Raw genomic sequence first — 13,165 nt, 5'->3', positions numbered from 1 at the left:
CAGCTCGCGGTCAGGACGCCGCGCCCTCTGCCGCTCCAGCGTCCTTGTTCTTGTCCACCACCGTGGCCAGGAACTCGCCTTCGGCGACCTTCACGCCATCCACGGTCGCCGTGCCCTTCGTCTTCCACACGGCGCCCTTGTGTCGCAGCACCTCGATGAGGAGCTGCAGCCTGTCGCCCGGCACCACCGGCTTGCGGAAGCGCGCACCGTCCACGCCCATCAGGTAGGTCACCTTCTGGGTCGGGTCCATGTTCTCGCTCTTATACGCAAGGATGGCCGAGGCCTGGGCGAGCGCCTCCAGGATGAGCACGCCGGGCATCACCGGGTGCCCCGGGAAATGGCCGTTGAAGAAGGGCTCGTTGATGGTGACGTTCTTGTAGGCCGTGATCTTCTGGCCGGGAACAATCTCCACCACCCGGTCAATCAGGAGGAACGGATACCGATGCGGCAGCAGGTTCTGGATTTCACCGATGTCCATCACTCCCCCTTCGCCTTCTCGAGCTGCTCCACCCTGCGGCGCAGGGCCCGCATTTCCTTGAGCAAGTCCGCCACCTGCCCGGACGCCGCGCTGGCACGCAGCCACTCGCGGTGGGCAATCGCCGGACTGCCACTCACCACCTGACCATCCGCGACGTCATGGGCCACGCCGGACTGGGCGCCGACCTTGGCCAGATCACCGACGCGGATGTGGCCCACCACGCCCACCTGCCCGGCCAGCACCACGCCGGTGCCAATCTCCGCCGAGCCGGACACGCCCGCCTGCGCGCAGATGAGCGACATGGGGCCGATGCGCACGTTGTGGGCAATCTGCACCAGGTTGTCGAGCTTGCTGCCCCGCCCCACCACCGTCTCACCCACCGTCGCGCGGTCGATGCAGGTGCAGGCGCCCACCTCGACGTCGTCCTCGATACGGACGTTGCCGACCTGGGGAATCTTGAAGTGCTCCGGCCCCTCTGCGCCCTCGGGGTTGAAGGCGAAGCCGAAGCCGTCCGCGCCCACCACGCTGGCCGCGTGGAGGATGACGCGGTCGCCGATGACGCAGCGCTCGCGCACCGTGACGTTGGGGTGCAGCACGCTGTCCTCGCCCACCCGGGCGTGCTCGCCCAGATAGGCACCGGGGTACAGCACGCTGCGCGCGCCCACGCGGGCGCCCGCTTCCACACAGGCGCCGGCGAGCACCGTGGCCTCGGGGTGGATGAGGGCCTCCGGGTGCACGTGCGCGCCGGGACGGACTCCCGGCGCGGGACGGGTGACCGGATGAAACAGCCGCAGCAGCTTCGCGTAGGCGAGGTGCGGGTTGGACACACGCACCAGCGCCACGCCCTCGCGAGGCGCAGCGTCACCGCCGACCAGCACGGCCGAGGCCTTGGTGGCCTCGAACTGGCGGCGGTAGCGCGTGTTTCCGTAGAAGGACACGTCTCCCGGGCTGGCTTCCTCGAGCCCGTTGAGTCCGTGGATGAGCTGCTCAGGGTCACCGAGGAGCTCTCCCCCGACATGGGCGGCGAGCTCCCCGAGCCGTCGGGGTGCAGGGGAGGTCTTCACGTGGAGCCGACTACTTCGTCGGGGCGTCCTTCGCCGCCGTCGTCTTCGTCGTCTTCGCGCTGTTGTACGAGCGAATCACTTCGTTGGAGATGTCGTACTGGGCCTTGGCGAAGACGATGCCCGAGTCACGCTTGTCCAGCACCATGCCCAGGTCGTCCCGCTGGGCGATGGACGCCACCACCTGGTCGATCTTGTTGATGATGGGCTCCATCTCCTGGCGCTCCTTGGTGGCGGCCTCGCCGCGGCTCTTCTCCCACTTCTGGGCGAGCACCATCACCTTGCGCTGCAGGTCCGCTTCCTTCTGGGCGCGGGCGTCGGGAGTCATCGCGCTGGCCTGCTTGTCCAGCGTCTCCTTCTCCGTGCGCAGCGCGGTCTGCTCGGCGTCGATTTCCTTCTGCTTGCCCTCCAGCCACTTCTGGAGGCGGGCCTTGGCGGCCTTGCCGTCATCCACCTCGAGCAGGACGCGCTGGAGGTCCACATAGGCGACCTTCAGATCGGCGGCCGAGGCGGCCACCGGCAGGGCAAGCGACAGGACGGCGGCCATGGCCGCGACAGTGGTGCGAAGCGACATGTTCAACAGCTCCTCAGGGAAGGGTACAGGGTCCGACGTCAGACGCCCGGGCTTGTTCAACCCTTCCCGCCAGGGCGGGGCCGGGACGACGGACGACGGCTTATCAGAAGAAGTTGCCGATAGTGAACTCGAACAGAATCCGGTCGTCTTCCGGTCGCCTGGTCAGCGGGATACCCCACTCGAAGCGCAGCGGGCCGATGGGGCTGAACCAGCGGAAGCCGAAGCCCGCGGAGTGGAAGAGGCCCAGCGGTAGCTTGTCCTGTCGGTCCTGGAAGAAGCGTTCGTTCGAGGCGAAAGCATTGCCCGCGTCGTAGAAGAGCACGCCGCGCAGGCCGGCCTTCTCGAAGATGGGGAACTCGAGCTCGAAGTTGAAGACGAGCTGCTTGTTGCCGCCGACGAGGAAGTCCGTGACGGTGGCGTCCGGGTTGCCGGAGCGGGGCACCTTCACCGAGGGGCTGATGCTGCGCAGGTAGTAGCCGCGGACGCTGTTGATACCGCCCACGTAGTACAGCTCGGAGATGGGCAGCGGCTTGTTCGAGTCGAGCTGCTGGATGTAGCCGATGGTGGCGTTCGTCTTGAAGACGAAGCCCAGCGGCAGGGGGAAGTACAGGCGCGAGTAGGCCGTGTACCGGTTGAAGAGGAACGTGCCGCCCAGGAAGTCCGGGGCCAGCTCCACCGAGCCGTAGTGGATGAAGCCGCGCGAGGGGAACAGGCGGTTGTCGCGGCGGTCGAACGACAGCGACAGGCGCGCCGCGCTGGTGGTGCCGGACAGGAACTGGTTGGCCAGGAGCACGGCGCCCAGGTTCGAGCCCGCCTCCACGTTCACCCACTCACGGGTGTAGCCGACGGTGCCGAGCAGGTCGTCGATGAACTGGTAGCCGATGGAGATGGTGCCACCGGTGGAGTTGCGGATGAAGCCGTCGTAGTCGGCCTGGACGCGGAAGAACTCCGCTGACAGCAGGTAGTTGGTGTCCAGGAAGTACGGGTCATAGAACGACAGCTGCACCAGCGAGCGCAGGCCTGAAATCTGCGCGGACGCGGAGACGCTCTGGCCCCAGCCCAGGAAGTTGTTCTGGGAGATCTGCGCCGTGAAGATGAAGTTCTCCACGTTGGAGAAGCCCAGGCCCACCTGGAAGGTGCCGGTGGCCTTCTCCTTCACCTCCACCTGGAGGACGATGGTGTCGTCGGTGCTTCCCGCGCGCTGGGTGATTTCCACCGTCTCGAAGAAGCCCAGCGCGGTGACGCGCTCCTTGCTGCGGCGCACACCGGTGCCGCTGTAGAGCTCGCCTTCGTACACGCGCAGCTCGCGGCGGATGACCTTGTCGCGCGTCTTGCTGTTGCCGATGACGTCGATGCGCTCGATCGTGACCTGGGGGCCCTTCTGCACGTCGAAGGTCAGGTCCACCGTGCGGTTGTCCGCGTTGACGCTGGTGACGGGGTTGATGTTCGCGTACGCGAAGCCCCGGTCGAAGTAGACGTCCGACAGGCCCAGGATGTCCTGCGACAGCTGCGAGCGGTTGAAGCGCTGGCCCGGCGTCGACTTCATCAGCTCGGTCATCTTCTCCTTCGACACGTCGGAGAGCAGATCTCCGGAGAAGTCGATCTTCCCGATGTCGTAGGGCTCGCCCTCTGTGATGCGCAGGGTGATGTAGATGAAGCGCTTGTCCGCGCTGAGCTGGACGGTGGGCTTGTCGATCTTGACGTTGATGAAGCCCCGGTCGTAGTAGGCGATCTGGATGACGGCCAGGTCGCGCTGGAAGGCCTCTTCGCGGTAGGTGCCCTCGCCCGTGAAGAAGGAGAAGTAGCCTCCCTCGCGGGTGATCATCGTCTCCTTCAGCTCCGCCGGAGAGACCTTCTCCGCGCCGATGAAGGTGATCTGCTTCACCATCACCTTGGCGTGCTCGTTGATGAGGATGAGCACGTCCACGCTGCCGCCCTCGTTGGGCTTGATCTGGTACTTGACCTCGGCGAGGAAGAAGCCCTTCTCCACGTACTTGGCCTGGATCTTCTTCACCGTGTTGCGCACGGTCTCCAGCTCCAGGATGGTGTTGGGCTTGGCCTCGATTTCTTCCTTCAGGTCATCCCGGCTCAGCTCCTCGTTGCCCTGGAGCGTCACCCACCGGACGATGGGCCGCTCCTCGACGCGGACGACGTAGGCGACACCGCGCGGCAGCCGCTGCACGAGCAGCTCCACGTTCTGGAAGTACCCCAGGGCCCACACGGCCCGGAGGTCCTCGGCGCTGCGAGCGGAGGCCAGCGGCTGGCCGACCTTGGTGCGCAAGGCGCGACGGATGGCCTCCGCCTCCACGCGCTTGTTGCCTTCGACGCGGACCTCCACCACCCGGTTGAGGTCATCCTCGGACACGGGGGCTTCGTCGGCGGGGGCGTCGTCGACAGGGGCGTCCTGAGGACGTTCAGGAACGGGGGCCGGGGTGCTCGGAACCGGGGTCGCCGAGGGCGCACCCCCATTCACCTGCGCCTGGACGGAGCCAGGCACGAGCGACCACAGGACGACCGCCAGCAGCGGGAGCAGTGACTTGCGGGACAGAACGGGGTGCCTCAAGGGGAGACCGGCCAGAGAAAGGCGGGGCAATGTACGGGAAGGGGCGCGACGCCCTCAATCCAAAAGCGCGGAGCCATCAAGCCTCCGACACCTGCCCGCCAGCCAGCCGCAGGCGGCGGGGCATGGAACGGGCAAGCGTTTCATTGTGGGTGACGATGACGGCGGTGATGCCCAGCTCACGGTTGACGTCCCTGAGGAGCTGGTGGATGCCCTCGCCCGTGGCCGGGTCCAGGTTGCCGGTCGGCTCGTCGGCGAGCAGGACCGCGGGCTTGAGCACCAGGGCGCGCGCCAGGGCCACCCGCTGGGCTTCACCACCGGACAGTTCCCCTGGCCTGTGGTCCACCCGCTGCCCCAGTCCCACCCGCTCCAGCAGCTCCCGGGCATAGGTGTAGGCCCCGGAGCGCTCCTGGCGCTGGATGAGGGCCGGCATGGCCACGTTCTCCAGGGCGGTGAACTCCGGCAGCAGGTAGTGGCTCTGGAAGACGAAGCCCATGGTGCGGTTGCGGAACTCGGCGATCTCCGCGTCGTTCATGTCGAACACGGAGCGGCCCTCGAAGAAGACCTCGCCCGCGGCCGGGGCATCCAGGGTGCCCAGGACGTGCAGGAAGGTGCTCTTCCCCGCACCGGAGGCCCCGACGAGCGAGACGAGCTCGCCCTTGCCGATGTCGAGCGACACCGCGCGCAGCACGTCGATGCGCTTGCCGTGCAGGAAGTAGCTCTTGAAGACGTTGCGGATGGACAACAGGGTCATGGCTACTCCGCCTTGAGCCCTTCCACCGGTTCCACGCTGCTGGCCTTGAGGGCCGGATAGATGGAAGCCAGGTAGGTGACGAGCACCGCGATGACGACGGCCAGCGCGGTCTGCAAAGGTTCGATGCGCACCGGCAGCGCGGGAATGTAATAGACCTCCGGGTCCAGCTTGATGCCGACCTTCTCGATGAAGAAGCACCAGGCGAGGCCGGAGAACAGGCCCAGCAGCCCTCCAGCGACGCCAATCTGGAGGCCTTCCGCGAGGAAGATCTTCACGATGCCGCCATCGGGGACACCGAGCGCCTTGAGCACGGAGATCTCCTTGCGCTTCTCCAGCACCAGCATGATGACCGTGGCGACGATGAGGCCGGCGGCCACGATGATGATGATGGAGAGGATGATGCCCATCACCAGCTTCTCCAGGCGCAGCGCGGAGAAGAGGTTCTTGTTCATCTCGCCCCAGTCGCGGGCGCGGTAGGGATACCCACCGAGCAGCTTCACCACCTGGCCGGAGATGCGCCGGGCGTCGTCGATATCGAGCACCTTCAGCTCGATGCCGGACGCGCCCTGGATGTTGAAGAAGTCCTGCGCTTCCTTGAGCAGGATGTAGACGAACTTGGAGTCGTACTCGTACATCCCCGAGTAGAAGACGGCCGCCACCCGGAAGGCCCGGTTCTTCGGGATGGGCCCCGTGGGTCCCAGCTCCGTGCCCAGGGGCGACACCACGTTCACCCGGTCGCCCACCACCACACGCAGCGACGCGGCCAGCTCGCGGCCGATGACGATGCCGGGCAGCACGGGCGCCTTCGTCGGCTTGCCAGAGCGGCGGATGATGTCGTCTCCGCCCTCCTCCCCTTCCCCACCCTCGGGAGCCTCGGCCTCTTCCTCGTCCAGGCCGCGCGAGAGGATCTTCTCCGGCGTGTAGAGGATGTCGAGCGAGCCGTTGCCGAGGATGTTGCGGGGCAGGTCCGTCACCTCGCCCACCGTGGCCGGGTCGATGCCCTTGATGATGACGCCGTCGACGTTGCCCTCGGAGGCAATCATCACCTGGTTGATGATGAAGGGCGTCTGCCCCGCGATTCCGGGCACCTTGCGGATGGACTCCATCACCTTGGCGTACTCGGGCAGGTCCCCCGCGTACCGCGTCACCACCGCGTGAGCGTTGGTGCCGAGGATCTTCTTCTGGAGGTCCGCCTCGAAGCCGCTCATCACCGACAGGACGATGATGAGCGCCATCACGCCCACGCCCACGCCGCCCACCGACAGGGCGGTCATCATCATGGTGGGCGACTGCTCGCGCAGCTTCAGCGAGTGCAGCGCCTCCGACGCGGCCAGCGGATCCGACAGGCCCAGCGCGCGGATGCGGGTGCGCTCCACCGCGGCCTCGGCGGCGCGGATGATGAAGTAGATGAGCAAGGGCGGGATGATGCCGAACATCAACACCGCCAACGTCCCCAACAGCAGCGACGGGCGGAACACCGCGACATGGCGGCGCGCGACGAACAGCTCGAAGCCCAGCTTCAGGTCCACGCGCCCGCTGCCGGCGGCGACGAAGCCCGTGTTGATACCCAGCACCAGCGCCAGCACCAGGCCGGTGAAGGTCAGCCAGTACGCCAGCTCAGGACGGCCGAGCAGGCCCGCCACATACGTCACCTCGCGCAGCCGGTAGCCGAGCTGGAGCTGGAGCCAGGGAATCCGCTCCATCAAGGTGAGGAGGATGGGGACGGGCAGGCCCAGGTAGAGGACGCCGATGGTGGCTTCCGGCAGCGACAGCCGCTGCGCACGAGATGCCCCCACGAAGCCGGAGATGAACGCCACCGCGGCGGCAATCACCAGGGAGATGGCGAACGCGCCGGTGGGAGGCAGTGACAGCCCTCCGCCCGAGTCCTTCACCGCGCCCAGGTCCGTGGAGGGAACACCACTGGACAGCACCGTCTGCAGGAGGACGAGCACCAGCTCCGCGAGCAGGATGCCGCCGCCGTAGGCCCCCAGCGTGCTCCAGTAGAAGTCCCGGTAGCGCGCCAGACGCGGGTAGAGCGGAGCCCCGGCCGCCGTGCTCGGGCCTTCCGTCGTCGCGGGAGCGCGGCGGATCCCCGCGGCGACCAGTCCCCAGCCCAGCAGCCAGATGAGCGTGCCGGAGACGAGCGACCAGGAGCCGGCCGGAGGAAGTGAGTCCTTCACCGCCGCGTGCGCCGGCAGGAGGGAGACCCCGTTGATGGCCTGGAGCACCCCGCCCCAGCCGAACAGGGACAACCCCAAAGCGGAGCTGACCTCCGCCCAGGCGCCGGACGCGGAGATGGACCATGCGAGCAGGATGAATCCCACCAGGGCCACGAGGGCCCCGGCCCAGAGGAGAATCCAGCGGTGGACGGTCTGCCGTTCTGCCGAGTGCAATTGGCCTCCTGGCTACTTCGCCAGTGGCTTGAGGAGGGGGAACAGGATGACGTCGCGGATGCTCTGCGCATCCGTGAACAGCATCGCGAGCCGATCAATCCCGATGCCTTCACCCGCCGTGGGAGGCATGCCGTGCTCGAGTGCCCGGATGTAGTCCTCGTCGTAGTCCATCGTCTCCTGCTGTCCGCGCTGCTTGGCGTCGAGCTGGCCCTGGAAGCGGCCCTTCTGATCCAACGGGTCGTTCAGCTCGGAGAAGGCGTTCGCGATTTCCCGCCCCGCCACATACAGCTCGAACCGGTCCGCGATTTCCGGATTCTGGTCGTTCCTGCGGGCCAGCGGGGAGACTGCAGTGGGGAAATGGGTGATGAAGGTGGGATGAATCAGGGTGTGCTCGACGTGGGCCTCGAAGAGGGCCCCCACCAGCTCGCCGTGGTTCATCGTGTCAATCGCGCGCCGCTCGGACTCGGCGCGCGCCGTCTTGAGCAGTTCGTGGCGGAGCTTGTCGGCGTCCGCCATGTCCTTGTCGGAGAGCGCCCCGCCGCCCACGGCCTCGCGGATGGCCTCCACCATGGAGATGCGCTTCCAGCCCTTGCCGAAGTCCAGCACGTGCTCGCCGTACTTCACCTTGGAGTCGCCGGTGACGGCCTTGGCCGCCTCGGAGATCATCTCCTCGCTCAGGTCCATCAGGTCCTCGTACGTGGCGTACGCCTGATAGAACTCGAGCATGGTGAACTCGGGGTTGTGCCGGGTGCTGATGCCCTCGTTGCGGAAGTTCCGGTTCACCTCGTAGACGCGCTCCAGGCCGCCCACCACCAGTCGCTTCAGGTACAGCTCTGGAGCGATGCGCATGTACAGGTCGATGTCGAGCGCGTTGTGGTGCGTGGTGAACGGGCGCGCCGCGGCGCCCGACACCAGCGGGTGCATCATCGGCGTCTCCACCTCGATGAAGTCGCGCCCGTCGAGGAAGGAGCGGATGAAGCGGACGAGCTTGTTGCGCCGGAGGAAGGTCTGCTTCACGTCCGGGTTGGACACGAGGTCCAGGTAGCGCTGGCGGTAGCGGATCTCCACGTCCGTCAGGCCGTGCCACTTCTCCGGCAGGGGCCGCAGGGACTTGGTGAGCGGCACGAACTTCGTCGCCGCCAGCGTCAGCTCGCCCGTCTTCGAGCGGAACAGCGTGCCGGTGACGCCCAGGAAGTCGCCCAAATCACACAGCTTGAAGACCTCGTACGCCTCCGCGAGCGCGTCCTTCTTCATGTGGACCTGGATTTCGCCGGAGCGATCTCTCAGCTTGATGAAGGCGGCCTTGCCGAACGAGCGCATCGCCACGAGCCGACCCGCGACGTCGTAGGAGACGGGCGTCTGCTCCAGCGCTTCCGGGGTGTCGTCCGCGTGTTTCGCGAGGATGTCGGCCGCGAGGTGCTGGGGGCGGTGGCCATTGCCGTAAGGGTTGAAGCCGGCCTCACGCCATTTCGCGGCCTTCTCCAGCCGCTGGTCGTAGATTTCCTGCTCCTTCGAGCCCAGGTCGTTGTTCTGGTCGTCAGCCATCGCGCGCCCTTCCAAGAGGCGCGGCACCGTAGCCAAGGCTCCCTCGGGACGCAACGCAACACATCGGGAAGCTTCAGGATGCCGCCATCACCAGGAAGGCAGCCACCGCCGCGGCCAGCAGCAGGGGGATGAGGATCTCCACCGGAAAGCGGTGCTGCATGTGCGCCATGTGCAGGCCCTTCAGCCCGAAACGACGCTGACGACGCACGCGATTCATCACCAACGACGCCAGCACGGGCGGGGCCTTCTCGCGCTCCACGCCCTGGAGACGTCGTACGGTGCGCGAATATCCCTCCCACCCCTGGCGACACTCGTCGCAGCCGTCCAGGTGCGTACGCACTGCCTTCGCCTGGGGGGCGGGCAGCTCGTCGTCGGCGAGCGCGAAGAACAGGGCCTTCGCCTCGCGGTGGTTCAGGTGCGGGTCCACGTCCGGGAGTCTGCGATGGAATCCACTCATGGCTCAAGCCGCCCCAGGAGGTTCGCCAGCTTTTCGCGCGCCCGGTGGAGCCGGCTCTTCACCGTTCCCTCGGGCAGCTCCGTGATGTCCACGATTTCGTCGTAGCTCAGGCCCTCGATATCGCGCAGGGCCACCAGCATGCGGGCATCCGGCTCGAGTTGGGAGATGGCCCACTGCACCCGGGCCCGCTCGCGCGAGGACTCCAGGGCGGCATCCGGCGCGGGCGGTGCCCCCGGGCCGTCCACCCACAGGTCGCTCGTCTCGTCGTACTCCTCCGAGCGCCCCCTGCCGCGGCGCTTGAGGTACTTGAGCCGGTTGATGCAGTGGTTCTTGGTGATGCGGAACAGCCAGGTGGACAGCTTCGCGTCCTCGCGGAAGCGGCGGACGTGCTGATGCACGCTGACGAAGATTTCCTGCACCAGGTCGTGGGCCTCCTCGCGGTCCCCCACCATGCGGACGCAGAAATCGTAGAGCCGGTCCTGATGCGTGCGCACCAGTTGCTCGAAGGCCTCGGGCTCGCCCTGGCGCAGCCGGGCCAGCAGGGCCGCGTCCTCGCGCCGTGACGCGGTCGCATCCGCGGCCGGCCCGTCCTGTCCGATTTCGAGCACGCCGCCCGGCGACACCGATGTCCTCCCGCGACAGCCCCTCCGAGGAGGAAGGGCCACTGCCCCTTGAGCCTATCCCGTTCCCCTGCCCCACCGCCCCTCCGACAGCAAGGCGCGGAAAAAGGTTCCCGGGGCAGGCATGGAACATCGGAGCGAGGGGATATCCCTCCCGCTCCGGCGGGTATCGCGGCTAGTCCATCGCCGCGTTGCGGTTGGGGTTCTTCACTCCCAACAACTGCGCGTTAATGAACTCCTCCAGGTCACCGTCCAGCACCGCGTCCACGTTGCCCGTCTCCACACCGGTGCGCAGGTCCTTCACCATGCGGTAGGGGGCCAGCACGTAGGAGCGGATCTGCGAGCCGAAGGAGATGTCCTTCTTCGCGGCCTCGGCGGCGTCGCGCAAGGCCTCGCGCTTCTTCATCTCCAGCTCGTACAGGCGGCCCCGGAGAATCTTGAAGGCCATTTCCTTGTTGGCCGACTGGGAGCGCTCCGTCTGCGTGGTGACGATGATGCCCGTGGGAATGTGGCGCAGCTGCGCGGTGGAGGACGTCTTGTTGACCTTCTGTCCACCCGCGCCGCTGCCTCGGATGAACTTCAGCTCGATGTCCTTCTCCGGGAGGTCAATCTGGATGGCGTCATCCACCTCCGGGTAGACGTCCACCGACGCGAAGGCCGTCTGCCGGCGCGCGTTGGCGTCGAACGGGGAGATGCGCACCAGCCGGTGCACGCCGACCTCGGCCTTGAGGTAGCCGTAGGCGAAGTCGCCTTCGATACGCAGCGAGACGTTCTTGAAGCCCGCCTCCTCGCCCGGCACCTCGTCGCTGATCTCCACCTTCCAGCCCTTGGTCTCGCAGTAGCGCGTGTACATGCGCAACAGCATGGCCGCCCAGTCCATCGAGTCGGTGCCACCGGCACCCGCGTTGATGTCCATGAAGCAGCTGCTGCGGTCCTGCTCACCGGACAGCATGCGCGCCAGCTCCAGCTTCGCGACGTCGCCGTCCAGCCCTCCTAGTGAGGCCTCCGCCTCGCGGGCCGTGTCCTCGTCGCCCGCCTCCGCCGCCAGCTCCAGCAGCGTCTGCGCGTCGTCCAGCCCGCGCATCACCCTGTCGTAGGAGGCCACGCCCGCCTCCAGCGCGGACTTCTCCTTCAACATCCCCTGCGCCTTGGTGTTGTCGTCCCAGAAGGTGGGCAGCGTGCTCTCACGCTCAATCAACGCGATGCGGGACCGCTTGCGGTCCAGGTCAAAGATGCCCCCGGAGCGCCAACACGCGCTCCCGCAGGCCGTTGATCTTCTCCATCGAATCGTTCGCCATGTCTTGTTCTCCGCGGGCGCGCGGTGCCGTCAGCGGCCACCGCGTGGAAGTAGGTTGAAAACGAAAAGCGTCAGGGCGTCTTGAGCCGAGCGACGGTGTCGCCACGGTCCGCTGACGCGCGGTGTGTCCCGGTGATGCGCGCGAGCACCCGGTCCAAGCCGAACGCCCCGGCCATGCCCACGGAGATGGGCAGGATGAGCGCGATGAGGCGCAGGTTGTCCTGGTTGAACGGGGGCAGCACCTTGAGCACGATGCCCAGCACCGCCGTCACGGTGAGCGCGCCCCACAGCTTGAACAGCCGCGAGCGCGCCCTCGGGTTGCCCCGCATCAGCGACACGCCGAAGGGCACCGCCAGCAGCGTCAGCGGGTTGGCCAGGAACAGGTTCTCGTTCCGGTAGACCACCGTGTGGTCCGTCACCAGCCACATCACGAAGAGCGCCGTGCCCGGAATGCCCAGCACCAGCCCCAGCACCGCGGTCTCCAGGCCCAGCAGCACCCGCGCCGCCCTGCCCCCACGCTTGCGCTCCCAGGCCGCCAGTCCCAGCGCCCCACCGCCCAGCGCCACGCCCAGCGCCAGAATCCAGGGGCCCCAGGGTGGAGGCTCGGCGGGAGGACGCGCGCGCACGGGCGACGCGTAGTAGTTCCAGCTCTTCGCCACCAGCGGCCGCGTCTGCCCCTCCGCGTCCTTGAGCTGGAGCGTGGCCACCTGCGTCTCCAACTCGTCCGGGAGGAAGGCCTCCTCCCAGCGGGTGATGGGGTGGTCAATCTCGTCATTCATCATGTAGTCGAGCAGCACGCTCATCGGCGCATTCACCGACGTGTAGCGCCGCGTGTGCTCGCGCAACGTCATCCGCCCCGGGGCCCGGTCCGCCTCGCGGAGCTGCCCGCCCGTGGCCCCGTCAATCATGTCCCGCAGTCGCGTGACACAGTTGTCGTTGTAGTGGTGATACAGATACTCGCGATTCTCCGGCAGGACGTTGTCGGCCAGCCGCTTCGCGACTTGCTGGCGCTGCTCCGGAGTGAGGTTCAGCTCCTGGATGCGGACGTCGCGGTCCTCCGCTTTGTAGAAGCGGTAGGTGTTCTCGACGCGGGCCTGCCCCACCCAGAACTCCAGGCGTCCCATCGCGAAGCGCGCCAGCATCGCCTCGTCGAAGGAGAACATCCCGTAGTTGTAGACGCGTGCCACACCGAGCCGGCGGTCCTCCACCACCAGCGAGCCATGTCCCCACCAGGAGGGCACGTCGTCGCCGGGGCTGAAGGTGGCCAGCGAGACGACGAGGTCTTCGCCCTGGCTCTCGCCGGTTCCCCAGGGAGGCACGAAGTCCGAGGCCGCGCGCGCGGGAGCCGAGAGCAGCAGGCCAAGCAGGCAGAGGGCGATGAGCGACAAGCGGGGCATGGCTTTGTCCAACACGCGGGAGGCGGCCT

General features: G+C 67.2%; 11 protein-coding genes. All 11 read right to left on the bottom strand.

Annotated elements, in window-relative coordinates; all coding sequences use genetic code 11:
* Positions 1–10 precede the first annotated feature (10 nt).
* On the bottom strand, positions 11–478 hold the full coding sequence (gene fabZ / locus ACN469_RS06750) for a 3-hydroxyacyl-ACP dehydratase FabZ (RefSeq protein ID WP_141648302.1): 468 nt from the start codon (positions 476–478) through the stop codon (positions 11–13).
* Positions 478–1,542: a UDP-3-O-(3-hydroxymyristoyl)glucosamine N-acyltransferase gene (gene lpxD / locus ACN469_RS06745; RefSeq protein ID WP_498765291.1), complete on the bottom strand. Its 1,065-nt coding sequence runs from the start codon at positions 1,540–1,542 to the stop codon at positions 478–480. The genes fabZ and lpxD overlap by 1 nt, the downstream gene beginning before the upstream one ends.
* 10 nt (positions 1,543–1,552) lie before the next feature.
* Positions 1,553–2,113, bottom strand: coding sequence for an OmpH/Skp family outer membrane protein (locus ACN469_RS06740; protein ID WP_498765289.1), 561 nt, complete (start codon positions 2,111–2,113; stop codon positions 1,553–1,555).
* Between the two features lie 103 nt (positions 2,114–2,216).
* Entirely contained in the window at positions 2,217–4,454 is a 2,238-nt protein-coding gene (gene bamA, locus ACN469_RS06735; RefSeq protein ID WP_498765359.1) for an outer membrane protein assembly factor BamA, read from the bottom strand.
* Positions 4,455–4,752: 298 nt separating this feature from the next.
* Complete coding sequence (locus tag ACN469_RS06730) at positions 4,753–5,427, bottom strand: ABC transporter ATP-binding protein (RefSeq protein ID WP_498765287.1); 675 nt, start codon at positions 5,425–5,427, stop codon at positions 4,753–4,755.
* A gap of 2 nt (positions 5,428–5,429) precedes the next feature.
* Positions 5,430–7,820: an FtsX-like permease family protein gene (locus ACN469_RS06725; RefSeq protein ID WP_498765285.1), complete on the bottom strand. Its 2,391-nt coding sequence runs from the start codon at positions 7,818–7,820 to the stop codon at positions 5,430–5,432.
* 12 nt (positions 7,821–7,832) lie between these two features.
* Positions 7,833–9,365: a lysine--tRNA ligase gene (gene lysS, locus ACN469_RS06720; RefSeq protein WP_498765283.1), complete on the bottom strand. Its 1,533-nt coding sequence runs from the start codon at positions 9,363–9,365 to the stop codon at positions 7,833–7,835.
* A 73-nt stretch (positions 9,366–9,438) separates the two neighbouring features.
* On the bottom strand, positions 9,439–9,822 hold the full coding sequence (locus tag ACN469_RS06715) for an anti-sigma factor family protein (protein WP_498765281.1): 384 nt from the start codon (positions 9,820–9,822) through the stop codon (positions 9,439–9,441).
* Complete coding sequence (locus ACN469_RS06710; protein WP_498765279.1) at positions 9,819–10,445, bottom strand: RNA polymerase sigma factor; 627 nt, start codon at positions 10,443–10,445, stop codon at positions 9,819–9,821. Before ACN469_RS06710 ends, ACN469_RS06715 begins: the two co-directional genes overlap by 4 nt.
* Before the next feature lie 172 nt (positions 10,446–10,617).
* Positions 10,618–11,740, bottom strand: a protein-coding gene (prfB, locus tag ACN469_RS06705) for a peptide chain release factor 2 (RefSeq protein ID WP_498765277.1) whose coding sequence is annotated in 2 segments (ribosomal slippage) — positions 10,618–11,670 and positions 11,672–11,740 — 1,122 coding nt in all. Because the reading frame shifts where the segments join, the coding sequence is not laid out codon by codon here.
* A gap of 70 nt (positions 11,741–11,810) precedes the next feature.
* Entirely contained in the window at positions 11,811–13,136 is a 1,326-nt protein-coding gene (locus ACN469_RS06700; protein ID WP_498765275.1) for an Lnb N-terminal periplasmic domain-containing protein, read from the bottom strand.
* Between the last annotated feature and the right edge of the window lie 29 nt (positions 13,137–13,165).

Source organism: Corallococcus terminator (assembly GCF_049194865.1).
Classification (GTDB): Bacteria; Myxococcota; Myxococcia; order Myxococcales; family Myxococcaceae; genus Myxococcus; species Myxococcus terminator_A.
This window is presented reverse-complemented; position numbering and strand designations above follow the sequence as displayed.

Coding starts and splice junctions, on each gene's coding strand:
- fabZ (WP_141648302.1), bottom strand. CDS start 478: ATGGACATCGGTGAAATCCAGAACCTGCTGCCGCATCGGTATCCGTTC.
- ACN469_RS06740 (WP_498765289.1), bottom strand. CDS start 2,113: ATGTCGCTTCGCACCACTGTCGCGGCCATGGCCGCCGTCCTGTCGCTT.
- ACN469_RS06730 (WP_498765287.1), bottom strand. CDS start 5,427: ATGACCCTGTTGTCCATCCGCAACGTCTTCAAGAGCTACTTCCTGCAC.
- lysS (WP_498765283.1), bottom strand. CDS start 9,365: ATGGCTGACGACCAGAACAACGACCTGGGCTCGAAGGAGCAGGAAATC.
- ACN469_RS06715 (WP_498765281.1), bottom strand. CDS start 9,822: ATGAGTGGATTCCATCGCAGACTCCCGGACGTGGACCCGCACCTGAAC.
- ACN469_RS06700 (WP_498765275.1), bottom strand. CDS start 13,136: ATGCCCCGCTTGTCGCTCATCGCCCTCTGCCTGCTTGGCCTGCTGCTC.